This is a genomic window from Levilactobacillus mulengensis (assembly GCF_003946045.1).
GTDB classification, from domain to species: domain Bacteria; phylum Bacillota; class Bacilli; order Lactobacillales; family Lactobacillaceae; genus Levilactobacillus; species Levilactobacillus mulengensis.
Genome location: NZ_RHNW01000018.1, coordinates 1 through 25,031 on the forward strand (window position 1 = coordinate 1; position 25,031 = coordinate 25,031).

22 protein-coding genes and 1 other annotated feature are annotated in these 25,031 nt (G+C 51.0%); of the genes, 6 read left to right on the plus strand and 16 right to left on the minus strand.

Features of this window, described 5'->3' with window-relative positions:
- Positions 1-410: 410 nt before the first annotated feature.
- From EKM84_RS12285 to ezrA, 6 genes are all read right to left on the minus strand, one after another.
- Complete coding sequence (locus EKM84_RS12285) at positions 411-3,077, minus strand: valine--tRNA ligase (protein WP_125766014.1); 2,667 nt, start codon at positions 3,075-3,077, stop codon at positions 411-413.
- Between the two features lie 67 nt (positions 3,078-3,144).
- Positions 3,145-3,358, minus strand: a binding site (T-box leader).
- A 23-nt stretch (positions 3,359-3,381) separates the two neighbouring features.
- Positions 3,382-3,891, minus strand: coding sequence for a thiol peroxidase (gene tpx, locus EKM84_RS12290; protein WP_125766015.1), 510 nt, complete (start codon positions 3,889-3,891; stop codon positions 3,382-3,384).
- Positions 3,892-4,093: 202 nt separating this feature from the next.
- Positions 4,094-4,252, minus strand: coding sequence for a hypothetical protein (locus EKM84_RS14225; RefSeq protein ID WP_164511399.1), 159 nt, complete (start codon positions 4,250-4,252; stop codon positions 4,094-4,096).
- 246 nt (positions 4,253-4,498) lie between these two features.
- Complete coding sequence (gene thiI, locus EKM84_RS12295; protein WP_125766016.1) at positions 4,499-5,716, minus strand: tRNA uracil 4-sulfurtransferase ThiI; 1,218 nt, start codon at positions 5,714-5,716, stop codon at positions 4,499-4,501.
- A gap of 20 nt (positions 5,717-5,736) precedes the next feature.
- Positions 5,737-6,882 (minus strand): cysteine desulfurase family protein, encoded by a 1,146-nt coding sequence (locus EKM84_RS12300; protein WP_125766017.1) that lies wholly within the window; start codon positions 6,880-6,882, stop codon positions 5,737-5,739.
- 176 nt (positions 6,883-7,058) lie between these two features.
- Entirely contained in the window at positions 7,059-8,795 is a 1,737-nt protein-coding gene (ezrA, locus tag EKM84_RS12305) for a septation ring formation regulator EzrA (RefSeq protein ID WP_164511400.1), read from the minus strand.
- 187 nt (positions 8,796-8,982) lie between these two features.
- Here ezrA and EKM84_RS12310 point away from each other — a divergent pair, with 187 nt between their 5' ends.
- Together EKM84_RS12310 and rpsD are read left to right on the plus strand one after the other, a co-directional pair.
- Positions 8,983-9,453 (plus strand): GAF domain-containing protein, encoded by a 471-nt coding sequence (locus EKM84_RS12310; protein ID WP_125766019.1) that lies wholly within the window; start codon positions 8,983-8,985, stop codon positions 9,451-9,453.
- A 198-nt stretch (positions 9,454-9,651) separates the two neighbouring features.
- Positions 9,652-10,257, plus strand: a complete 606-nt coding sequence (gene rpsD, locus EKM84_RS12315; protein ID WP_125766020.1) for a 30S ribosomal protein S4 — start codon at positions 9,652-9,654, stop codon at positions 10,255-10,257.
- 193 nt (positions 10,258-10,450) lie between these two features.
- Here the strand turns inward: rpsD and EKM84_RS12320 are convergent, their stop codons facing one another.
- Together EKM84_RS12320 and EKM84_RS12325 are read right to left on the minus strand one after the other, a co-directional pair.
- Complete coding sequence (locus tag EKM84_RS12320) at positions 10,451-11,500, minus strand: AI-2E family transporter (protein WP_125766021.1); 1,050 nt, start codon at positions 11,498-11,500, stop codon at positions 10,451-10,453.
- 84 nt (positions 11,501-11,584) lie between these two features.
- Positions 11,585-12,184: a DUF1054 family protein gene (locus tag EKM84_RS12325; RefSeq protein ID WP_125766022.1), complete on the minus strand. Its 600-nt coding sequence runs from the start codon at positions 12,182-12,184 to the stop codon at positions 11,585-11,587.
- Between the two features lie 75 nt (positions 12,185-12,259).
- Here EKM84_RS12325 and EKM84_RS12330 point away from each other — a divergent pair, with 75 nt between their 5' ends.
- The 4 genes from EKM84_RS12330 to EKM84_RS12345 all read left to right on the plus strand — a co-directional run bounded on the left by EKM84_RS12330 (position 12,260) and on the right by EKM84_RS12345 (position 16,090).
- Complete coding sequence (locus tag EKM84_RS12330) at positions 12,260-12,715, plus strand: YueI family protein (RefSeq protein ID WP_125766023.1); 456 nt, start codon at positions 12,260-12,262, stop codon at positions 12,713-12,715.
- Positions 12,716-12,758: 43 nt separating this feature from the next.
- Entirely contained in the window at positions 12,759-14,009 is a 1,251-nt protein-coding gene (locus EKM84_RS12335; protein WP_125766055.1) for a replication-associated recombination protein A, read from the plus strand.
- A 1,218-nt stretch (positions 14,010-15,227) separates the two neighbouring features.
- Positions 15,228-15,515 carry a hypothetical protein gene (locus EKM84_RS12340; RefSeq protein WP_125766024.1) on the plus strand — a complete coding sequence of 96 codons (288 nt, stop codon included), beginning with the start codon at positions 15,228-15,230 and terminating at the stop codon, positions 15,513-15,515.
- A 95-nt stretch (positions 15,516-15,610) separates the two neighbouring features.
- A complete protein-coding gene (locus EKM84_RS12345; protein ID WP_125766025.1) occupies positions 15,611-16,090 on the plus strand; it encodes a universal stress protein in 480 nt (159 codons plus the stop codon).
- Between the two features lie 109 nt (positions 16,091-16,199).
- On the opposite strand, the gene EKM84_RS12350 is transcribed toward EKM84_RS12345, so the two are convergent.
- From EKM84_RS12350 to EKM84_RS12385, 8 genes are all read right to left on the minus strand, one after another.
- Positions 16,200-17,060 (minus strand): helix-turn-helix transcriptional regulator, encoded by an 861-nt coding sequence (locus EKM84_RS12350; RefSeq protein WP_125766026.1) that lies wholly within the window; start codon positions 17,058-17,060, stop codon positions 16,200-16,202.
- Between the two features lie 433 nt (positions 17,061-17,493).
- Positions 17,494-19,098, minus strand: coding sequence for a glycerophosphodiester phosphodiesterase (locus tag EKM84_RS12355; RefSeq protein WP_225418202.1), 1,605 nt, complete (start codon positions 19,096-19,098; stop codon positions 17,494-17,496).
- A gap of 73 nt (positions 19,099-19,171) precedes the next feature.
- Positions 19,172-20,314 (minus strand): D-alanine--D-alanine ligase family protein, encoded by a 1,143-nt coding sequence (locus tag EKM84_RS12360; protein WP_125766027.1) that lies wholly within the window; start codon positions 20,312-20,314, stop codon positions 19,172-19,174.
- A gap of 75 nt (positions 20,315-20,389) precedes the next feature.
- Positions 20,390-21,361 carry a DUF2785 domain-containing protein gene (locus tag EKM84_RS12365; RefSeq protein ID WP_125766028.1) on the minus strand — a complete coding sequence of 324 codons (972 nt, stop codon included), beginning with the start codon at positions 21,359-21,361 and terminating at the stop codon, positions 20,390-20,392.
- Positions 21,362-21,436: 75 nt separating this feature from the next.
- Positions 21,437-22,285: an SPFH domain-containing protein gene (locus EKM84_RS12370; RefSeq protein WP_125766029.1), complete on the minus strand. Its 849-nt coding sequence runs from the start codon at positions 22,283-22,285 to the stop codon at positions 21,437-21,439.
- A gap of 900 nt (positions 22,286-23,185) precedes the next feature.
- Positions 23,186-23,488: a glycine cleavage system protein H gene (locus tag EKM84_RS12375; protein WP_125766030.1), complete on the minus strand. Its 303-nt coding sequence runs from the start codon at positions 23,486-23,488 to the stop codon at positions 23,186-23,188.
- Between the two features lie 15 nt (positions 23,489-23,503).
- Complete coding sequence (locus EKM84_RS12380) at positions 23,504-24,709, minus strand: FtsW/RodA/SpoVE family cell cycle protein (RefSeq protein WP_125766031.1); 1,206 nt, start codon at positions 24,707-24,709, stop codon at positions 23,504-23,506.
- Positions 24,710-24,805: 96 nt separating this feature from the next.
- A complete protein-coding gene (locus tag EKM84_RS12385) occupies positions 24,806-25,030 on the minus strand; it encodes a DUF2969 domain-containing protein (protein ID WP_125766032.1) in 225 nt (74 codons plus the stop codon).
- Position 25,031 lies beyond the last annotated feature (1 nt).

Genomic DNA, 25,031 nt, shown 5'->3' on the forward strand with positions numbered 1-25,031 from the left:
GCATAAAATCTAATTTAAGTTGCTCCAGTTCAAGTATCCCAAGGGCTGAAGCCTATTTGAGTACTTTCAACCTTTAGACAGAAAACAAAAACCGGCACCAACAGCTCTTCACGAGTCGTTGGTGCCGGAAATTTTATTGATTTAATGACTGCTCTGAAGACAAGAGACCCAGAACACTCAGTCGATACCAGGTACAACCTAGCTGGGCTATGCCAGTGTCAGCCGTGAGGTCCGCAGAAATGGGCTCAGCCGGGGGATTTTCTAAGTGGTTTCCTTAGAAAATGGCGACTTTGAGACACGTTTTTGGTGGCTCAAAGCGAGTCTTAAGACCGCTCTTCGGCTTAAGACGTCCTGCCCCCAGCGTTCCGGCCCATTTCTGCGGACCGGTAAGGCGACCAGCAAAGACCAATCTAGATTTGGGCCTTGATGTCGGCGAGGCGTTGCTTGGTGGCGGCTAACTTCTTCTCGTTATCCGCTTGCTTTTCCCGTTCGGCGTTAACCACGTCTTCTGGCGCGTTAGCCACGAAACGTTCGTTGCCTAACTTCTTGGTTGCCCGGTCAACTTCGGCCGTGTACTTGGCAACTTCCTTGTCCAAGCGCTTAGCTTCGTCATTCAGGTCGACCAATTCAGCCAACGGAACGGAAACTTCGGCACCAGAGATCACGGAGGTCATGGCCAACTTCGGTGCGGTCACGTCAGCACCCATTTCAAAGTCCTTGGGGTGAACGAACCGGTCGATGTAGTCGCGGTTGTTTTCAAAGACACTTTGTAATTTGGTATCGCTGGTCTTGATCTGCAAGTCGATTGGCGTGGACATTGGCGCATTGGCTTCGGCCCGGATATTTCGGACAGCCTTGATCAAATCGATCAGGCTCGTCATGTCGTTTTCCGCCGTGGCATTGTCAAATTCTGGGTGGTCGACTGGGTAAGCCGCCGTGACCAGGGATTGACCGTCATGTGGCATGGCTTGCCAAATGGCTTCCGTCACGAATGGCATGATTGGTTGCAGCAGACGTAAGGTTTGGTCTAAGACGTAGGCCAGCATGTCTTGCTTGTTGGCCTTGGCAGCGTCATCGTCGCCGGTCAGGACTTCCTTACTCATTTCAATATACCAGTCACAGAAGTCGTTCCAAATGAAGTTGTAGAGCGAACGCCCAGCTTCACCGAATTCAAACTTGTCGAACATTTCCGTAACGTGCTTAACCGTGTCGTTCAAGCGGCTTAAGATCCACTTGTCGGTCAGGTCCCACTTGTCAGCGGCTGGCACAACGGGCTTGGTGTTCTCGCCCAAGTTCATGATGACAAATCGGCTGGCGTTCCAAATCTTGTTGATAAAGTTCCAAGCCGCATCCATCTTGTCGTAACTGAATCGGACGTCTTGGCCGGCCGTTGAACCGGTAGATAAGAACCACCGCAGTGCATCGGCACCGTACTTGTCGATGACGTCCATTGGATCGATTCCGTTACCCAGGGACTTACTCATCTTGCGACCCTCTTCATCCCGAATCAACCCGTGTAAGAGCACGTGTTTGAACGGCTTCTTACCGGTAAATTCAAGGCTTTGGAAGATCATCCGGGAAACCCAGAAGAAGATGATGTCATAACCGGTCACCAGCGTGTCGGTTGGGAAGTAACGCTTGTAATCGGCGCTATCTTCGTTTGGCCAACCCATCGTGGAGAATGGCCACAGGGCACTGGAGAACCAGGTATCTAAGACGTCGGGGTCTTGTTCCCAGTTTTCAATATCCTTAGGCGCTTTTTCATCAACGTAGACTTCACCAGTCTTCTTGTTGTACCAGGCTGGAATCCGGTGACCCCACCAGAGTTGACGGGAGATAACCCAGTCGTGGACGTTTTCCATCCATTGGGTGAAGGTGTGTTCGAACCGTTCTGGCACGAAGTCAACCGCGTTGTCGCCTTCTTGGTTCTTGATGGCGGCTTCGGCAAGTGGCTTCATCTTCACGAACCATTGCGTGGACAGCCGAGCTTCGACTTGAACCCCAGTCCGTTCAGAGTGCCCAACGGAGTGGACGATTGGGTCAATTTTAATCATTAAACCTTGGTCATCCAAGTCCGCAACCATGGCCTTACGCGCGTCGAAACGGTCCATCCCAGCGTACTTGCCGGCGCGGTCGTTCATCGAAGCATCTTCGTTCATGGTGTTGATCCGTTCGAGGTTGTGACGGTTACCCACTAAGAAGTCATTTGGATCATGAGCTGGGGTAATCTTAACCATCCCGGTCCCAAAGTTGATATCAACGTATTGGTCAGCGATGATGGGAATTTCACGGTTAGCTAATGGCAAGATAACCTTCTTGCCAACTAATTCCTTGTACCGGTCGTCGTCGGGGTTAACGGCAACGGCGGTATCCCCCATCATGGTTTCGGGACGGGTCGTGGCAATTTCAATGTAATGCTTGCCGTTGAACGTGTAGTCTGGGTCGGCAAATGGGTATTTCACATGGTAGAACGCACCCTTGTCATCTTGGTGGATAACTTCGATATCAGATAACGCGGTCCGGGCTTGTGGGTCCCAGTTGATGATGTATTCGCCCCGGTAGATCAGGCCCTTCTTGTAGAGAGTAACGAAGACCTTCTTAACGGCGTCAGATAAGCCATCATCCAAGGTAAACCGTTCACGGGAGTAGTCCATGGACAGCCCCATCTTGGCCCATTGCTTGTGGATGGTTGCGGCGTATTCGTCCTTCCATTCCCAAACCTTGTCGACAAACTTTTCCCGACCTAAGTCGTAACGGGTAATGCCTTGTTCACGTAAGCGGGCTTCCACCTTGGCTTGCGTGGCAATACCGGCATGGTCCATCCCCGGAATCCAGAGTGTATCGAAGCCCTGCATCCGCTTTTGCCGAATGATCATGTCTTGTAAAGTCGTGTCCCAGGCGTGACCTAAATGCAGCTTCCCGGTAACATTTGGTGGCGGTAAAACAATGGAATAAGGCGTGGCTTTCTTGTCACCACTGGGTTTGAAAACATCTTCATCAAGCCAAGTTTGGTACCGACCCGCTTCAACGGCGGTTGGGTCATACTTGGTTGGCATATCAATTTGCTTGTCAGCCATTTAAATCAATTCCTTTCTTTCTGGCGAAGTTAACGTTTGACGGGACAAAAAAATCTCCGTCCTAAAAAATTAGGACGAAGATTCTTCGCGGTACCACCTAAATTGGGCGTTTATGCCCCACTTAACTTCTTTGTTAACGGAGAGTGCTCCGGTCCGGGCTTACTGTTGGTTCAGCCCGGCAGCTCGCAAGCTACGTTCACGTATAGCCATCCACCGGTTTCCAGCAATTCCGGCTCTCTGCGAGGATGTCTTAACGCTACTGACTTGTTCAACGCTACTTTCACATAGTTTACGCAATTTTAGCCTAAAGGTCAACTCGTGCGACTAATTTTTCCAGCGCATCGATAGCGGCCAGGTAATCTGGTTCGTCCGTTTGTTCCTTAACGATTTGCCGGTAGACAATCTTGCCGGAATCGTCAATGATCCAGATGGACCGTGCCAGGTTCCCCAAGTTAGGGACGTACAGACCCATTTCGTAGCCAAACGACAATTCTTCGTCAGACAACAAATCAACGTTCTCAACGCCCTGAGCGGCACACCAGCCGGTCTGTTCTGCGATTGAGTTATTAGAAATCGTGGCGAACCGGGCATCTGGATAGTGATCCGCTTGCTGGGTAAACTTCCGCGTCTGAATCGTGCAAACTGGTGTATCCAGGTCAGGCACAACGCTGATCAAAGTGACTTTCCCAACTAAATTAGCCGTCTTAACTTTGTTATTGTCTTGATCGAATACCTTAAACTTTGGTAACTGATCCCCGACTGCTGGCAAGGTGCCGGACAGTGAGAATGTATCGCCGAGTCGTGTGACTTCCACGCAGATCAACCCCTTCAAGTTGTTTATCGGCCTAATGCCGATTGATTGCTTCAATTATCACGCAACATAGGGGGTCCTGACAAGCGATTTGAGTTAAAATCACGAAAAAGATAAAATTGGATTCTAGCCTGGACCCAACCGGGGATATCGTTGCTATGACAAGGCACGAAAATTCCCGATTGACCGGTGGTTTGTTCGTTGGCTAACGCTTGCTAAGCCATTTGAACAGGCCCCACTGAACCACGTAGACCAGTAAGACGATTGCCCCGAAAAACCAGCTTGCCCCTACCGTAAAAATTGCGACCAGTAAAATCAAAGATAACGTTAGATTAATGAGCCATTTCGTCTGTTGATGGTTCATCCCCGACTTCCCTCAATTCCCTTTAGACTGTGCACTTAGCTTACCATGCTAACGACCCATTTCAAAGTAATCTCTCCTATAAATATAATATCAAGTTAATTATATTAAGGTGTGCCGTTGCCGTCTGCTGAATTTCAATCTAAACCGCTCTAAGTCAATGATCAAAGTGCTGGATAGTCGATCAACTATTCTGCTCGTCGAAAAAAAAGAGCCATGCCAACCGGCACAGCCCTTCTCAAATGCAAATTAAAGTAATTCTGCGAAGACGTCTTCGTTTTGGTTCAGGTAGTTGTCCCCTGGCCGGATCTCCGTGACGGTAATCCCGTCAAGTGCTTCCTGCATCAAGCCTTCCACGTCGATGTACCCTTCGTACTTCCGGGACTTTTCCAAGTCGGGATGCGTCTTGGGTGCTGGTGGCGTGAAGATGGTACAGCAATCTTCGTATGGCAGGATAGACAGGTCATAGGTGTCGATATCCTCGGCGACCTTGATGATTTCCGTCTTGTCCATGGACAGCAGTGGCCGTAGGATTGGCATGGACGTCACATCATTGATGGCCGCCATACTTTCCAACGTCTGTGAAGCCACTTGGCCCAGAGATTCCCCGTTAAAGATTCCCTTGGCGTGTCGCTTCTCCGCAATCGCTGCCGTCAGCCGTAACATCAGCCGACGTTGGACCGTCATCAGGTAACCCTCGGGCACCTTTTCCTTGATGGTCTCTTGGATCTTGGTAAACGGTACCTGGATGAATTGAATGCCCCCAGAGTAACCGGCCAACCGTGCCGTCAGTTCCTTGGCCTTGGCCAAAGCTTGTTCAGAGGTGTATGGCGGACTGAAGAAGTGCACCATATCAATCTTGACCCCACGACGGAGCGCGTAGTAAGACGCAACGGGTGAGTCGATCCCACCAGAAAGCATCATCACGGCCTTACCACCAGTCCCAACGGGCAGCCCGCCGGCACCATGAATCGTTTCGCCGGACAGGAAGACCCCGTTCATCCGGACTTCGACCCGTAACTCCAGGTCGGGATGCTTCATTTGAACGGTCAGTCCAGGAACGCCTTCAAGCACGGCATCCCCCAGAATTCCGTTCATTTGGTAGGTATCGTATGCAAATTCTTTGTCTTGCCGCCGGGTGTTGATCTTAAAGGTCATGCCTGGCTTAAAGACTTCCTTGACCATTTTAACGGCCGTGGCTTTAATTTCTTCAATGTCCTTATCAACCTTGACCGAAGGCGAGAAGTTTTCAATCCCGAAAACACCCTTCAGCCGGTTCATAACGGCTTCTGAATCCGCCCCGTTTAAGGTAACGTGCAAGCGGTCGTGTTGGGCCCGAATCTCCAGACTGTCAAACGTGCTGAGCGCCTTGCGGACGTTTTGTCCCAGCTGCTTGATAAAGTCTTTCTTGTTCTTCCCTTTCGTTGACAGCTCGCCGTAACGGACCATAATTTCGCTGTATTCCATTGCGCGACCCCTTTCGTGATTTAGCTTAACTTGGCAAACTGCGTGTACAGTTCATCGAAGACTTGGTTAAATTTTTCGGCTTCCGCCATGGTGTTGTGTTCGTCCAATGAAATCCGCACGGCGCTGGTGGCAATGCCATCGTCGACCTTCATGGCCTGCAGCGTGCTGGATTCGACGTGCTTCTTAGAGGAACAAGCACTGGTCGTGGAAATGTAAATGTCGTGTTCCTCAAAGGCGTGCACGATGGTTTCGCCCCGGACACCGGCAATCGCAAAGCACAGAATGTGGGGTGCGAAGACGGGCAAATCCTTAGAGAAAATCGTCACGTTCGGGAAACTCTCGACGTGGTGTAAGATAGCTAACCGAATCTCCCGTTGGCGCTTGACCTTAGCGGATTCGTCAGCCAGTAACAGCCGTAAGGCCTTGGCCATGGCGGCAATGGCTGGCAGATTTTCGGTTCCGGAACGCAGATTCCGTTCCTGACCCCCACCGGCCATCAAAGGCGTGATGGTCCGGCCTTGGCGTTTGTACATGAAACCGATACCACGTGGTGCGTGGAACTTGTGCCCAGAGAACGTCACAAAGTCGACCCGGTCGTTAAAGATCTTGTCGGCTAAGCCCTTACCAATTCCCTGAACCGCATCGATGTGCCAGTGAATCCGTGGGAAGTCCCGTAACACATCGGCAATTTCGTCGAGTGGTTGGATGGCCCCAATTTCATTGTTGACGGCCATCGTGGACACCAAAATCGTGGTGGGCTTGATAGCGGCCCGTAAGTCCGCAGCGGACACCCGGCCATTTTCATCAACGGGCAGGTAAGTGACTTCAAACCCTTCCTGCTTCAATTGTTCCATGGAATTGTGCACGGCTGGATGTTCCACTTCGGTGGTGATCAAGTGGTTCCCAAATTCCTTCTTAGCCATTGCGGTACCCTTGATGGCCCAGTTGTCGCCTTCGGTACCGCCACTGGTGAAGAGAATTTCACTCAGCTTGGTACCAACCAGGTCAGCGATTTGCTGGCGGGATTGTTCTAACAGGTTAAATGCCTGTTCACCAAATTTGTGCAAACTTGATGGATTCCCCCAGTAATTCTGGCTGACCTTCGCGTAAGTATCAACCACTTCGGGCGCTGCCTTGGTGGTTGCACTGTTATCAAAATAAATCATGCTGAACCCTCTTATCTTCTTCTATTGGTTCGACTCCGATAGAAATTCTTTCTCATTATAAACACAAATCCAGCGAACCACAAGCCTTTGCCCCCTGGGCATTTCGTTGAAAGGGGTTTCACTTTGGCAAAAAAAGAAGCCTCACCGGATGGGGTCCGAGTGAGGCTTCCCTGAATTTAATTGTTTTCTTCGAGCCGCCGCTTGGGCTTGGCCGTTCCCTTACGGTCATAGTAGGCGTCTTCTAAACGCTTGTAAGACCCGGGTTCAACTTCGTTCAAGACCGTGGCAATCGTTTCCAGTGCCTGGGCGTATTCGAACTTCTTTTCAAATAAGTTCTCGGCCTTTTGGCTCGCCTCAGCCACGTTGTCATGACTGGTCTGGTAACGGTTGGCATACTGTAACAGCTGTTCGGCCAGTTGCGAGCTATCGATTAAGTCATCCGTCTTTTCCTGGAGCGTGTCCAGATCCGTTTGGATGATCAATAACTGCTTGGTGATCCGTTCCATGTCAATCTGGGGCTGATCCATATCGGTCGCCAGTTGGGCCACTTCATCCCGCACCACAAAGAAATAATCCAAGTACGCTTGTGGAATGCCGGGCAGATTTAGGTTCTCGACCTGCCGCCGCAAACTATGGAGGTTGAAGTCAAACTGTTGTAAGGTGTCGCGGGCCTGGCGCTCTTCGTCGGCCAGCCCGGCCACACTCTTCAAAATGTCTGCCTGTTGTTCTTCGATCTGCTTGAGTTCCTTCTCCTGTTGGTTCTGGTGGTCCAGTACCTGGGAGAACGTGGCCGTCTTACCAGTCAACGCCTGAACGTCTTGCTGGTAAATGCCATCGATGCCGCGTAACTGTTCGTTCAACTCGCGGGCCGTTTCCAGCTCCTGGTGGTCCAACGTATAATTCTGGCTCAACCGATCCAACTCATTTAACAGGGAGTGGCTCTGATTTTGCGCGTGGGCAATGAACTTGGCGACGCGGTCCAGATTCTTTTCAACCGGGTCCTTAGCGTCCATTTCCGTCTGCATCAGGTCGTAAATTTGATCGATTTGCTTAGCGATACGGTCGTTAACCACCTTGGCATCCTCGGGCCGCAAATCGTTTAATGTATTTAAATTATCTTTGATGTGTTCCTCAGCATCGTGAATCAATCCGGGAACGTCTTGATCTCCGAAGCGATATTGTTCGTTACTCAGTTGTTGGTAGCCACCCTTTAATTCTTTCACTTGATCGGGATAAACCACGGTCAGGTCCTTGTAGACCGGTGGAATGGCCGCAATCAAATCTTCCAGGTTCGTCGTATCCTCTTGGAGTTGCGTTAAAACATCCGCAGCCCGCTCGTGGTCCCCTTCTTGGGTCAACCGGGTAAACGTATCAAAGTTGCCCTCAAGTTGGCCTAAGCGTTCCTCTAAGCCATCAATGCTGGGACCAAAGGCAAAGTTTTTAGCCAACAACGTTTTCCGCAGGTCCTGATATTTTTTCTCCAGGTCCCGAACGGCTTCACGGTGTTGCTTATCCACTTCCTGCAAACTGGCCAGCTTGGCCTGAACGTCTTGCACCAACTCATCGGTCTGGTTAACCAGCAACGTGATCTTGGTCAGCCGCTGACGCAGTTGTACCAGGTTCACACCGCGTGAGTCCTTCAGTAATTGGGTCAATTCCTGGTCAATGCGCTTGAAACGGTTCTCAGTGATGTCCTGATAATCCGCTTGTAGTTGCTGGAACTGCTCCAAAGACTGGCCCGTCAGGCTTAACTGCCCAACCAGCTTCAGTTCATCCGCCAAGGGAATTGCCACCATCGACGCCTTTTTTGTGGTTAACGTAACAACTTGTTTGCGAATACGCTGCTGGTAAACCAGCACACCCACGTAGACGACAATCGCAAGTATCACGATTCCAATCAACACACCTACCATAATTGACCCCATCCTTCATCAGCATTTCATCATTTAACGAGTTGCAAAATAACTCGGTTCATTTTACAATTTAATCTAATTTCGATTATAGCATAAGTCACGCCTAGGCTTCACTACGTTTTCACGATTCCCTTAACGTTTTCCCTATATTCGAACATTTTAATCATTAAACTTTGGAGGCCTTTCTATGAGTGATGCAATTAATCCATTAATTACCGAACAACTTGACGCTTTGTTATATGAGGAAACGAACCTAGTCGCCAACCTATCCAATGCCGCTGCACTCCTCAAGCAAACCTTGACGGACGTGAACTGGGCCGGCTTTTACCTATATCAGGCGGCCACGGATGATTTGATTCTTGGCCCCTTCCAGGGCAACGTCGCCTGCGTTCACATTGAAAATAACCACGGCGTGTGTGGCACCGCACTGGCAACCCAGGAGGTCCAACGGGTCGCGGATGTCCACAAATTTGCTGGTCACATTGCCTGTGACTCCGCCAGCAATGCCGAGGTCGTCGTTCCCTTAACCCTGGCCGATGGCACGAAGCTGGGCGTCATGGACATTGACTCCCCCAGCATCGACCGATTCAGCGCGGCAGATCAGGCCGTTTTGGAAGAATTTGCTCGGGTTCTGTTGAAACACGTTGACAAAGCATAGTCCTTCAGGTTATACTGCTCGTTGTGTAAAATAATGCAGCGATAAGTGGTAAGCTCGTCAACAGATTGTTGCCGTTACATTGGTTCAGGAAGTAACCTGCGGCTGCATACGGTGAAACCTGCAAAGCAATCTGCACGAATACTAAACTTATATACAGCTTATTTTACTCCAAATAATATTTTATTGGAGGAACTATCTATGTCTCGTTACACTGGCCCAAGCTGGCGCCTTTCTCGTCGTTTAGGGGTATCCCTTTCCGGCACTGGTAAAGAATTAAACCGTCGTCCTTACGCACCTGGTGATCATGGTCAAGGACGTCAAAAGAAGCTTTCTGAATACGGTACGCAATTGCGTGAAAAGCAAAAGCTCCGGTTCACTTACGGCATGACTGAACGTCAATTCTACAACTTGTTCAAGCGTGCCGGCAAGATCTCTGAAGGTACCCATGGTACGAACTTCTTAATCTTGCTCGAACGTCGTCTGGACAACATGGTTTACCGTTTAGGTTTGGCTACGACTCGTCGTCAAGCTCGTCAATTGGTTAACCATGGTCACATCACCGTTGATGGTAAGCGCGTTGACATCCCTTCATACGAAGTCGAAGTTGGCCAAATCATCTCCGTTCGTGACAAGTCTAAGGACATGACTGTCATCAAGGGCGCTGTTGAAGCCGTTGTTGGCCGTCCACAATACGTCGAATTCGACGCTGACAAGCTGGAAGGTTCCCTTACCCGCTTCCCTCAACGTGAAGAATTAGATGCAGAACTTGACGAATCTCTTATCGTTGAATACTACAACCGTTAAGATTAATTCTGACTGGTTTAAAAAAGGTCTCGCCTTTGGCGGGGCCTTTTTATTTTGAGTTTTTTTGAATACTAACGGTTGTCGTATTCAATCAATTTAGATATGACTGACTTGATTTCGTTAAAAATTCACGGCAGTTAGCTGAACCAATCCGCAAAAAATGAGGCCCTAACCAGTAGGACCTCATTTTTGATTATGCTGTTTTATCTGGTTCCGATTTCGACGTCACCCGTTTCGGCTTCAACTGCACGTCGAACACGTCCAGGAAGAAGGCCACCAGGGGCACCCCAACAATCAGGCCCCAGGCGCCAAAGAGCTGTTCGCTGACAATCAAGGCGATGAATGTCACGAAGATTGGCAGGTTCGTGGCGTTAGCCATTAACCGGGGATGCAGGAAGTAGGACTCGAACATGTGGATCAAGACGACTAGTACTAAAACTTCCACGACCCGAATCAGCCCACCGGTCAGGAAGGCCACGATGGTCAGTGGAATCAGGGAAATCAGCACCCCGGCAACCGGAATCAGTCCCAGGAAGAAGACCATGATGCCTAAAATCAGTAAGCTAGGCATGCCAATGATCCAGAGACCCAAGACCATCAGAATCGTATTGATGGTACAAATCACCAACTGTGTTTCCAATACCGTGCCGAAAATGTTCACGAATTTTAAAATCAACTGGCCCATCGGCACAAACAGACTGGCGAAACGACTCTTGGTAAAGGCGTGGACGAAGGTCTGCAGCTGAAATTTTGTTAGATTAAAGATAAATCCGAAGAAGAACGCCAACAGAATCGTCTCAACGCCTGAACTGAAGCGCGACAACTGCCCCATCCCACTGGTCAGTAAGTTTTTCCCATTGCTGATGACCGACGCATTTTGCGACAGGTTCTTGATCAACCTGGTCAACTCGCTCTGTAGCTGAGGATATGTATCAATTAATTTATCAATCGTGTTCGGCAGGTTCGAGGCCTCCGATACCAGCGGCGGAATGATCTGCGAAAAAGCTGCCACTAAGATTCCCAGAAACAGCACGTACACCAACAGTGTTGCCCACAGGTGATGCAGGTGTAGATGCCGCTCGATGCTCCCGATTGCGGCATTTCCCAAATAAATAAAAATCACCGTAAACAAGGCCAGTGACAAAAAGGCGTGCGCCTGCCACGCAATAAATATCAGCAAGATTAACGCGATGTACATCATCGTCAGCGGGTTCTGCCACACCCGTTTTAGAAACGCTACCACAAAAACTCCCCCTTCAAGCTTGGGCCATGCCACCAACTGGCGCATCCCCTGGTAAGCTCCGATTATTCTGAGCTTACCGCTAAACTAAATCCGAATCAATTGGTCATACAGCGGCAACAGTGCGCGCACCGTGTCCTGAATCGTCTGAACCTGTTGCGCGGGCGTCCCCGTAAAGAAATCACTGCCACGCAAAAAGTTGCGACCGACCTGCCACTCCGCGTGCTTCTGCGGCTGTATCCGCATCAATTCCTGATAAGTTTCCCGCGTCAACGGCTGCCCACAATTCTTATCCGTGTGGTCCCCACCACATTCAAAACCAGCGGGCAACTGCATCACCGTGTCCTCCTTGAGACTACTCAGTAAGGCCTGGCGATTCTTAGCCTCCTGCAGCACGGTCAGCCAGATGAAGAACCGGTCATCCCAGAACCCCACCTCAATGTGCGGCAACATTTTGTACCCCCGTTTGGACGTGCTAAATGCCACCCAGGTATCTGGCGGTGGATTCTTAGACCGCCGCCGATGCAACGAGATATGGTCGTAGATTGGCACGGCCAGCTCGGCGAAAACGGGTGCGAGGTCCGCCACCGTTGCCGTAAACTTCGGGTCAATCTGTGCGCGAATCTTGCCCAATCTTCCGGGTAGCGTTTGGTCATCCCACACGTGAAAATCTTGGTCCTGATACATGCTGAAGCCCCCTTCCTAAACGTCTTTTCTATTCCATGGTATACTTATGGGACTAACTTGAAAAGAGGGAAACTAATGGCTGAGAAGAGTCAAATGGAACAACATTTACAAAATTCTGTCTACGGGACACCGAAAATCAATCCTGACGAGCAACGCCATTACCTGGGTACCTTCCGCGAGCGGATCTCCCTGGCCATGACGATTGCCGAAGTCACCGACCGGCAAAGCCTGGATGCGTTCATCACGGAAATTTCTGCGCACCCGGACTACCAGGTTATTTTTAACGGGCACATTAACCAGACCGACCTCGCGCCCTACCTCAAGCTGGCGAGCCAACACAACCTTAAATTTACGATCAAACAAGATACCATCTATGGCGTCAACGATACGGACCTTGGCCTAGTGGTGGCCAGCGACGAAGCCATCAACCAAAGTCCCATCAGTCTCACCAAAAAGTATCCGGCCAAACCAACAACCGATTCAACTTCTGCACCCAAGAAAAATTGGTTCGATAAACTACTCGGTCATTAAGAAAGGAGTCTCGTTTTTGGCACAACAACCCTTAGCCTACCGCATGCGGCCACAGCGCCTCGAAGACGTCGTGGGCCAACAGGACTTAGTTGGTCCCGGCAAAATTATTGCCCGCATGGTCGCGGCTAAACTACTATCCTCTATGATTTTATACGGGCCGCCGGGCACCGGGAAGACCAGCATCGCCAGTGCGATTGCCGGGTCGACGAAGTATGCCTTTCGCAAATTAAACGCGGCCACCGACTCCAAAAAGGACCTCCAAATCGTGGCCGAGGAAGCCAAGATGAGCGGCACCGTCATCTTACTCCTGGACGAAATCCACCGACTGGATAAGACCAAGCAAGATTTCCTACTGCCCCATCTGGAGAGCGGCCGCATTATTCTAATCGGGGCGACCACTGAGAATCCCTATATCAACATCAACCCGGCCATTCGTAGCCGGACACAGATTTTCGAGGTTCACCCGCTATCGCTAGACGACATCAAGACCGCGCTTCACCGGGCCATGGCCGACGAGATTCGCGGACTCGGCAAGCTCAACTTAAACGTTGACGACGAGGCTCTGAACTTCATGGCCGGCGCCACCAATGGTGACCTGCGCAGTGCGTTGAACGGCCTTGAACTGGCCGCCCAATCGACGCCCCCAGCCGCCGATGGCGAGATTCACGTGACGCTTGAAGTCGCCGAGGCTTGTTTCCAACGTAAGGCCCTGGTCGGCGATAAAAATGGGGATGCCCACTACGATGTGATTTCCGCCTTTCAAAAGTCCATTCGGGGTAGCGATACCGACGCTGCGCTTCACTACTTGGCCCAACTGGTAGCGGCCGGTGACCTGCCGTCTATCTGTCGACGTCTGATGGTCATCGCCTACGAAGACATTGGCATGGCCAATTTACCGGCAGCCGCCCGTACGGTTCAAGCCGTTCAGGCCGCCCAGCAATTGGGTTTGCCAGAGGGGCGCATTCCCCTAGCCGACGCGGTGATTGAACTCTGTCTGTCGCCAAAATCCAATTCTGGGATTGCGGCCGTGGATGCCGCTCTAGCCGACGTGATGAACGGCCACAACGGCGCGGTTCCCGACCGATTGAAGGATGCCCATTACAGTGGCGCCAAAAAATTGGGTCACGGCAATGCTTACCAGTTCCCCCATGATTTCCCGGGCGACTGGGTCAAGCAACAATATTTACCGGACGACCTTAAGCACGCTGAATACTATCATCCCAAGACTAATGGCCGTTTTGAAAGTCAGTTGGCCGAACAATATCGGCGACTTCTGCAGGCAAACCGACAGTGAGTAATTGAAATTTTAATATTTATATGCTACTATACAGATGGTTCTAAGGTGTACGCGTTGTCTCACTACAAGTTGCCGATCAAGTAATCTATAAACGGGATCGCAAAATGCTGGAAAAAATGACATGCCTTTTCACTTGGAAGTCAGACGTTCTAGCTAGCTTTCCCCCCTGCATTGTCATCGCGGGTCAACATGACTAGACAATTAACGGCACCACTTAGATCATCCAAAGCTCTGCTTTGAAGGCCATTCCTTTGAATGGCCTTTTTCTTTTGCCTTCGTTGCCCCTTGACCTTGACTCGTTATACTGGTTCAGTTCCGGGTCAGGTGCTGGGGCCGTTCCACCTGCGGCTGTCAGCCACTCCGCACCTGTGGGGACCGCCTGCGGCCTGAGAAGCGGTCCTCCGGCTTGCCTTTGAGCCACCAGGTTCATGTGTCTCAAAGGTCATCCCGTGCTGTAAGCCGGCTCAAAAACGCCGGCTAACACCACCGACACAGGTAGCTCCGTAACTGACCTCCTCCGGTTACACGGACCCCAGCACCTGACCAGACGAGTGTCGTAACCAACAATAGCCAAGGATACCAGATTTGTATTCAAAAAATGCGTTGTCGCCATTATGTAATTAGCAATATGACTTCGTAATCCGTTGAGCAACTACCCCACGCAGAAGAAAATCATCACAGTTGCGGCACTCACTGTGTCAGCCGTGAGGTCGGCGAAAATCTGCTCAGCCGTGGGATTCTTCGAGTGGATTTCTCGAAGAATGGCGTCTTTGAAACACGTGTTTTTCGTGGTTCAAAGCGAGCTTCAAGACCGCTCTTTGGCTTGGAGCGTCCTTCCCCAGCGTTCCGGCACATTTTCGCCGACTGATAGGACACGTTTAGAAGTCAGCTTACGCAGAAGAAAATCCTCACGGTTGCAGTGCCCTACTATATCAGCCGTGAGGGCAGAAAAAATAGACTCAGCCAGGGGAATTTAATCCGTGGCCCCGCCACTGATTAAATTGGTGTCTTTGAGACTCGCCCTATGAGGCTCAAAGCAAGTCCGGAGACCGCCCTTTGGCTCCGGACGTCCGCCCCTCGCGTTCCGGTCCATTTTTTCTGCCCGGTAAGGCGCGGCTAAAAACTATCTGCCCTCCACAAACCCGTGATGATTTTAAAGGCTGAATCGGGTATACTTAGTCACACAGAACCGAATTTTTAAGGAGGACCCATCTCTTGGCCATTACGATTTTAATGATTTGTTACACCTTGCTCGCTCTCGGCATTGGCTGGTACTTTTACAGTCACCGGAGCCGCGCTTTCCTCGTTTTTCATCCCGAATCATCCCCAGCACTCAGCCGGGTTCTCAACGTCGGCGGTATCTTGATGATGTTGATTGGGATTGTCTCCGCCGTTGCCACAATTATGAATAATACCATTTTTATTTCCGGCGTCTTACTGGTGGGAGTCATCGTTGTCATCACGCTACAACTCATCCTCGCCCACTGGCTGCCCAAGGGGTAACCGGTTACACTTTTCTACGATTTTTCACCATTTCGCTTTTTATTTGTCGGCAAATAACGTATGATAAGAGTATAAAGTAATGAGAGGTGAACAATATGTTACAACAATACAAGCACATTTTAGTCCCAGTTGATGGTTCCTACGAAGCCGAATTAGCTTTCAAGAAAGCGGTCGCTGTGGCTAAGCGTAACGATGCTGATTTACATCTCGTTCACGTTGTTGATACGCGGGCTTTCCAGAACATTTCCAGCTTCGATACCAGCATGGTTGAACAAGTTACGGAAACGGCAAAGAAGACGCTGGACAAGTACGTGGCTGATGCGAAGGCTGATGGCCTGCAAAGCATCGACTACGCCATTGAGTATGGGGCACCTAAGACCATTATCGCACGGGATGTTCCTCGGGATAATGACACTGATTTGATCATGATTGGGGCAACTGGTTTAAACGCCGTTGAACGTCTCTTGATTGGTTCCGTTACCGAATACGTTACTCGGACCGCCGTTTGCGACGTTATCGTCGTTCGGACTGACCTGAATAACCAACCGGCTAAGGTTACCCACCCCGAAGCTTAATTTAATTTTTGATGATTCCTCACGTCGCTGTTGATCAGCGGCGTGTTTTTTTGCGCAAAAAAAGACCGGCCGCCGAATTGCTTCGGTTGCTGGTCTGCTAAATGTAAACTTAATCCGCAAATACGGATGATCCTGCGGCCGGTGCCAACCGTTCCTGTAACGGAATGTTGTGGGTCACCAGCGCCAACGTCTTGGCAATCATCAGACTGCGCTTGGCGGCCGTCTTAGCCATCAGGGCTTGTTCCGCCTGTCCCTTAACCTCGTACAAGACATCAATCAGGTAAAGCGAGGCTTGGCGTTTCACGGCCTCTAAGGCGGACTCGACGCTCTCAATCACTAATTGTGGTTGTTGCAGCGTCAAGTACATCTGGGCAATTTGATAACGCGCCCAAACCAAGCGTTTGAAATCGATCTCATCGTGCCACTCGAAATCGTCAAGGTAACTAACGGCCTCGCCCAAGTAGTAACGGGCCTTGTCCAGCTCCTCGCGCTTCAAGTACGCAGCGGCCATCCCCACGTTGCCCACGATGGCGTACAGGTCCCAAGGCATCTGGTAAGACCGGTGCAGTAACAGGTTGAAGTGAAAAATCGCCTCGTCTGGCCGACCGTGGGCGCCGAGTTCAATGAAGCCGCGGTAGTAATGGTACCGTTCGCGGTCAAAGGCCGTCGCGACCTCATTCATATCGATCTCTTCCAGGGAATCCGCCGCAGCCGTATAGTCGCTCCGTCGAATCGCCAATGAGATTTCGTCAAACTGTTCATCCATGCTACTGCCTACCCCGGCTAATACGTCCGTTAAGGAAACATTGAGTCGCCGGCAAACCTGCAACATGATCTTAATGCTTGGAATCTTGTTCTTCTTTTCCATCAAGCTTACGGTTGCCTGCGTGCAGATTCCGTCAGCCAGTTCTTGCTGTGACATATTTTTTTGTTTTCGATATTGCTTAACTTTATTCCCTAATAACCGCATCTGCTCTCTCCCTCACGTACTGTAACGCTGGTCAGTTGCCAATTCTGATAAAGCCGAACATTACGTCTAAATCGCGTTGACTGAGAGCTCTAGCTGTCGACGCCCTTTTCCACTAGAACTCTTCCCCTGAAAAAATAATGGCCTAGTCCGGTTCCTTTATCATTAATACTAATAATAAGGGATTTATCAGGGAATACAAGAAATATGCCAGTTTATTAAGGAACTCTAATCTGTCTAGGCCATTTTATCATTCTAATATAAAAAGAATTATAAACGGCCATTTTCACCGGATATAATTCTCTAATTAGTTAATTTTATTCGCTTATTCGTTAATAACTGTTTTTGACTACTAGCCATTAATCAGCTTAATGCTCAGGTCCGCTCATCACCAACACGCTCATCTTAATCCCGGTGTGCACTATCAAAATCTCCCTTACAGATAGCTAAACACAAAGTTCTGCAGGACCGCCCACCAATTGGCCGCTGGCCGTTGCTGAACCACGCCCCGCAGCCGGGACAGTTCATTGGTGATTTGCCCGTCGGCGCCTAACGCCCACATCCGGGTCATGACGCTTCGGGAATCCGGCGTCCACAGATAGGCCTTCGCCCCCAATTGATGTGCCGCCAGAATAAATTGCTGGCTAACGGAGATCCGTTGGAAGGAATAAAAATCGGCCGGAATCGACGCCGGGGAGACCCAGTTAAACGGGGTAATGTAGCCTACCCGTAACTGCGGCACCGCGCGTTTCACCTGGGTCACCACCCGGTAATCCAGTGAATGGACCGCTGAATGATCTGTGACCAGCCGCGAGCCATACGCCCGGGCAAACCGCGCCGCCATCCCCTTAGAATCCGTCGGCGTTGTTTTAATTTCTACCAACAAGGGTTGATGAAGACGTTCTGCCGTCCTGAGGTAGGTCGACCAACTCACTAAATGGTCGTGATAGCCATTCTCGTGGACTGTCAGCCGTTGTAATTGGGCCAGGGTCAACGAGTGCGGTGTCACGTTGCGACCTGCTAAGGTGGCTAAATTTTCATCGTGAAGCACCACCCACTGATGATCCCGGGTCTCGTGCAGATCCATTTCCACGTAGGTTGGGTGCTGGCGGCTGACATAACGCAACGCACCCAACGTGTTTTGGACCCCGTGACCGTGATCCACGCCCCGGTGACTGATCAGGGCCATCTGGGAGAACTGGGGTGTTTGGTAAATGGCTTGGGTACTGATGCAGGCCGCAGCAAACACCGCCACCCCCACTAACACGCCAATCTGTCGCCGGGGACGATGAGGACTGGTGACGGACGGCTGCCCGCACCAGCTCCATACCAGTGTGATGATACTCAACCAGCTGGCCAGGAACAGCCCTAGCAAAATCACGCCCAGCGAGGCCCAGGCTAAGAACCGCGCACTCCCGGCACCTAACCGCGGCCCCCACCACCAATTTAAACCAACGAACAACTCTGCCCAAATCAGCCAGGTCAGTGTCAGCCCAGCGGTAACCAGTAACGCGCTCACCATCTGCCGCCAAGTTCCGGGCTGGGCAATCTGCGGCGTCAACCGCCGGAAGTGGCGCGGTCCCCACAGGAGACAATAGCTCGCCACCAGCACGTAGACAATGACGACCACGATACCCACCGGCCGCCGATGTAACCCGACGGCGTTGACCCACATGGCGGGTACCGGCAACCGGACCAGCAGACGGCTGCTCAGGCCCCAGAGACCAAGCGGCAACATCAGAATAATCAGGCCCAGCGCCACTAACAACCAGGTCCCCTTGTTGCGCCAAACCAGTTGCCAGCTCTGCCAGGCGGCCGGTCGACGATTAATCAGTGTCAGGGCCAATTGGGTTAATTGCCAGGCACCCACTATCAGCGTCATTAAAATCAGAACGCCGCCAGCAACGCGCCACCCGGGCACTTGCCCCAACAGGCGCAACCCCGTGAACAGTAAGACAGCGAGTCCCCATCCCCACGCGAGGTTCGGACCCTGAATGCCCGCCGTCCACGCCCGCTTCAGTTCATTTCGCCAAGACCGCACACCGGTCCACCCCTTTCCATCAAAAAAAGCCGGTCAGAACGTTTCCGCTCCGCCGACTTTCTCGTAAAATCTGTTACTTCTTTGGCTTGTAAGTTGATGCCGCTGAATTATCATCCAACGGAATAAAGTCGTAGGCCAATTCGTCTTGATACTTGAACTCATCTAAGCCTAATTGAATCAGACGGTCGATCAGGTCGGCATAACTGATACCCGTTGCCTGCCACAATTGTGGGTACAGGCTAATGTTGGTGAACCCAGGCAAGGTGTTGACCTCACCGACGTAAGGGACACCATCCTTGGAAACCAGGTAATCGATCCGAGCCATCCCCTTCAACCCCAGCGCAGCGTAAGTGTCTAAGCCCATCTGCGTGATTTCAGCGGTCAGGTCAGCGGATAATTTAACGGGGACTTCAAAGGTCACGCCACTAGCGTCCACGAACTTGTTGTTGTAGTCGTAGAAGACGTCTGAATCTGGCACCCGAATGGCCCCGAGCTTGGAAGCTTGTGGCTTTTCGTTACCCAAAATGGAAATTTCGACTTCCTCAGGACCGTCGATGGTTTGTTCCACTAAGACCTTGTAATCGTACCGAAAGGCGTCAGCGATGCCCTCGTCAAACTCCTTTTCGTTACCGGCCTTGTGAATCCCCACTGATGAGCCCTGGTTGGCTGGCTTGATGAAGACGTTGTCGCCCAATTTTGCTTGAACGGTCGCGTAATCAAAGTCGTCGCGGTTTTCCGGCGTTAAGACCAAGTACTTGGTATTGCGGATACCGTGCGCCGTCAAGACCTGCTTCGTCAAATCCTTATCAAAGGCCACAGCCGATGCTAAGACGCCACTCCCCACGTAAGGCTTTTTCAGTAACCGGAAAAGCCCCTGGATCGTACCGTCTTCACCCAAGTTACCATGAATAATTGGGAAGAAAACATCGATGTCCTTTGCTTGAGATAAATTCCAAATGGGTGCCAATGGGTTGGATGCGTCTACCTTGGCTTGTTCCTCGGTTGCCACCGTTAATTCGTCTTCGCCATCAAAGACGCGACGAGATGCGGCATCGCTCAAAACAAAGCCGTCCCGGGTCAGTAAGAATAAACTAACGTCGTAACGGTCCTTGTCCATTGCGTCATAAATATTGTGTGCTGAACGCTTAGAGACGTCATGCTCCGAGGAATTACCACCGAATAATAGACCTACGTGTAACTTGCTTTTCGTTTCCATGTTGTCACTCATCCTATTCGTATATATTTCGGTTAGCCTTCAGTATACCATTTCTCGAAATAATTGAGAATCGATTCAGCCTAAAAAATCGATGGTCGAGTTTAAATATTTTTTAAGGGACTCTGGCAGGCTCTCTTGCAGCCGCAAGGAATCCAATAAACGCTTGCGGTTAAAGAACCGATTCCAGCCCGCAATCGTATCCGGCCGCCGATGCAAGGCCACCTGTTGCCGCCAACTCTTGAGCGCCAGTAACAGTGTTTCCTCATAGAGGTCGTGCCGATTCGCCAGCTCCGTTAAGAACGTGGCGATGCGATCATTTTCCCCGTAGATCAGCGGCGTGTTCAGGCGCTTGATCCGTTCGATCAGGGTCATCATCAAAAATAACTTATCGGCCCGCGTCAGATTCTGATTGCCAGCCAGTACGCTCAAGAGGTCCGTGGCGGCGGTAAAGGCATGCGCCCACCCGTAGTGATTCACGAAGCCCCGCGTGTCCGTTTCCAAGCAGAGATAAGCGGCCGCTAAGACCACGGTCGGTTGCAGGTCCGGATCGACCGGCACCTTCTCTGGCGAGATGAAGTGCAACAGCACCGCTAACATCGCCACCCGCCCGGCCCGGCCAAACACGGCAGCGTTGGCCGGCTCTAGGATGTGGTCAAACAAGGCTGCCGGGTCCCGCAGTTTCTGGAACAGATAGGTCAATTGACGGCTGTCCAAGGCATTTTGCTGCAAGGCATCGTACAGTGAGAAATTGATGCCCTGATACCGCAGACCGGGGTCGAGGGATGACAGGTGATCGATCAGGTTGGCCATTTGCGCGCGCGACAAGGTGACCGGCACATTCTCGTTGAGTTGCGACCGCAGCTCTTCTAAAATGTCCTGGATATCATCCCCATCATCTGGCAACTGCACAGCCGTCCGCCGACGCCGGTGAATGCCGTCCATAATCTTGCCCAGCCGCGTCCCCAACGATTGGTATACCTCACCATTACGCACCTGCGTATTCAAATCGCTGAGTTCCTGCAACACCTGTGCTACCTGTTCATCCATCAAGAAACCTCCATCGTTCAATCTTTTTGCCGCCAGTCACGGACGCGAACACTCCCACGCACTGGGTGACTGCTGTTACTCAACCATTTTCCCAGTATTGATGACGGGCTGAGAACCCCGTTCGTTAATAATTGTGACCATCATGTTATTGATCAGTTGAATCTTTTGGCTATCGGTTAATTCCAAATTGGTTTCGGCCGCCAACCGTTCGATGGCGCCTTCCGTAATGGAGACCGCCCCTTCGACAATAATTTTCCGTGCCGATAAGATGGCTTGGGACTGTTGCCGTTGCAGCATGGCGGACGCAATTTCCGTGGCGTAGGCCAGGTGCGTCAACCGCGTCTCGATGATTTCAACTCCAGCCACATTCAACCGCTCCTGAAGCTCTTCCGTTAAATGGTTGGAAACTTCGGTCGGATTGCTCCGCAGCGTCAGTTCCTTACCATCGCCAAAATTATCATAGGCGTATTCAGAGGCCACGTGGCGGATAGCTGATTCACTTTGAATTTCTACGAATTGTTCATAGTCTTCCACCGAAAACAGGGCTTTGCTGGTGTCGACCACCTTAAACACGATGACCGCCGCAATCTCCACGGGGTTCCCTTGTAAGTCGTTGACCTTCAAAATTTCACTGTTAAAGTTGCGGACCCGTAAGGACACCGTCGACTTGTTGGTCAGCGGCACGGTCAGGTACAACCCGGCCTCGCGAATCGTTCCGATGTAGCGGCCAAAGAAGGTCAGGACCTTGGATTGATTGGGACTGATGATGGTTAAACTGCTAGCCCCTAAAACGGCAATGATGACCAGCAATCCCCCTAAAACGGGCACCCCGGCCACGCTGAGGTAAACGCCACCAGCCAAGACAACCAGCACCAAAATCAGACCCAAGTAGCCATTAATGTGAAAAACGTTCTTTTCTTCCATGAAGCTCACTCCAATCCCCTTAATAGTTCTATTATACCCGACTAGCTCTTAAACCCCTAAGAAACCGCTAACTTTTAGTTTTAAGTACGTTCCCGACGGCGGGGTCAAGCAGTCCGGCTGTGGGGAACGGTTCCAGCCTGGGGAGCAGTCTTCCACCTCGCCTGGGAGCCTAGAAAACCACTAGTCGGGCGGTTTCTGATAGCTATCCGCGTAATTGTCTCAAGCTAAGGCCAGATACATGTTTGCTTATTTTACGCAATCTTGCTATATACAACTATTCTTCATTTGCCGCAAACCAAATCAATTGTATCTCCCAAATATATGACACAGCCCACCTCCACTATCAAGTGAACCCGCTTTTTTACGGGCCAAACCAATGTCAGCCGCAGGGATGGTGAAAATGGGCTCACTGAACCAGTGTTAGTGACCAGAGGCGGATCAAGCCGGACAGCTGTGTCGATGGTCTTAGCTGAGCGCCTTTTCTCAGCTTAGAGCATGGGACGATCTTTGAGACCGCCTTATGGCTCAAAGTCGAGGTGGAAAACCGACCCCAGAGCAGGACACACTAAAACTAACCTCCTGTCTTACCAGCCCAACACCCCACCGAGTGAACCCGCTTTTTTAGCGGGCCAAACCAATGTCAGCCGCAGGGATGGTGAAAATGGGCTCAGCCGTGGGAGTTGCCTTAGCGGGTTCCCCGCTTAGGCAACTGCTATCTTTGAGACGTGACTTTCGGCTCAAAGTAAGTCTGGAGACCGCCCTTCGGCTCCAGACGTGCGCCCACAGCGTCACGGCCCATTTTCACCATCCCGGAGGCGATGCCAACGCCCTAACGCCAGCCCATAAAAAAAGCCGGCTCAGCTCCGTGGGGAGTTGGACCGGCTGGTATTTCAGCGAGGATTAGTCTTCTTGAACGTCGACAAACCAAGCTGCATCAGTATCGCTACCGTTTAAAGCATCGAAATCGTTGGCCAAAGCATCGTTAACGGCCGTCACCTTACCAGAAACGGGACTAGGAATGTCAGAAACCGCCTTGTCAGCTTCAACGCTCAACAGGTTTTCACCCTTCTTAACGTCGTCGCCAACGGCTGGTAACTTGGCAAACTTGATGGTCCCTAATTCATCTTGACCCTCGGTGGTTAAGCCGATCCGAGTGCCGTCGTTAACTGCTTTCGTCCAGAAGTACTTTACCATTTCACTCATGAGAATAATCTCCTTCTACTTAAACGATTCATTACGACTAAACATGTAACTCTTATAATGATAACGCATTGACATGATTAAGCCAATACCTATGAGGTTCCCAATCAACGCGGACCCCCCTTGGCTGACGAATGGCAAGGGAATACCAGTTAGCGGTAACAGCCCAATGCTCATCCCGATGTTTTCAAACACGTGGAATAGGATCATCATGATGACCCCGGTTGAGATGTAAGCGTAGAACACGTTCTTGGTATCGAACGTGACCCGAATCATTTGGTAGATCAATAAGAAGTAGAGGAAAATTAAGATACAACCCCCGATGAACCCGAAGTTTTCCCCAATGACTGAGAAAATCATATCGGATTCACGCACGGGCACGTACACGTGGGACACGTTGAAGCCCGTTCCAGTAAGGCCGCCGGAACCGATGGCCTTCATACTTTGCCACAACTGATACCCGTTATTGGAAGTATCTTGTGAGGGATGCAACCAGGTGTCGACCCGGGAGAATTGGTAGGCCTGGAAGCCGACCTTTTCCAAAATCTTCCGCCCACCATCGGTTGTGACCAACGCTAACGCGGTTCCCCCGACAACGGCAATCACGCTAAAGGCTGGGGCAATAATTTTCCAAGTGATCCCGGAAACCAGGATGACCCCACCCACAATGGCGAAGAACACCAGCATGGTCCCAAAGTCATTTTGCAATTTCAACAGTAAGGCCACTGGCAACGTCCAGAGAATCAACTTGCCAATCAGGACCCAGTCGGTACGCACCGTGTGAATCGGGTTGGCGTTGTTGTGTTCCGTCACGACCCGCGCCAGCATCAAGATGAACGCTGGCTTCATGACTTCGGATGGTTGGAAGGTCAGTGAACCAATCGCAAACCAGCTCCGGGCCCCCGTGTTGAGGTAGTAAGCCCGACTGTAGAAGACCAGCACCGCCATCAGCAGGAAAATTCCCAAGCCGTATAAGAGTGGCGCTACTTTCCACAGCTGCTCCGAATCAAATTGCATGATAATAATGATGGCGACCGACCCAATCACGTACCAAGCTAGTTGGGACACCACCGCAGAGGTAATACTGGTGGCGCTACTATCGTGGGTCGCCGCTACGTAGATCGAAGCGATACCGATCAACGCCAACATGAGGACACAGAAGATAATGCCCCAGTCAATGCGTGATTCCGTCTCGCCCCGTTTTTCTGTCGCATTCTTTGCCACAATGATTGCTCCTTAATTCAAACTAGGTTTTGATTTCAATTATAAAGGCCGAAGTGAAATTCGACGTTTCACTCCGGCCAACTTTACCAAAATTTATTAACCGCGGTGCAGGTGGTAGTCCTTTAATAGCAACTCGACACCCTCATCGACGGATTTAACGCGGTACACATCCCCGTCGTTCAGTTGGGCTTCTAGCCGGTCTTCAACTGGGGTGACCGTGCCGATGGTCTCGTCGCCAATCTTTAGCACGGACATGGTGCCACCGTCTGGGAGCTTTTGCTCATCAATGGTTACCTGTACAGATTTTTCTCGTTTGCTCATG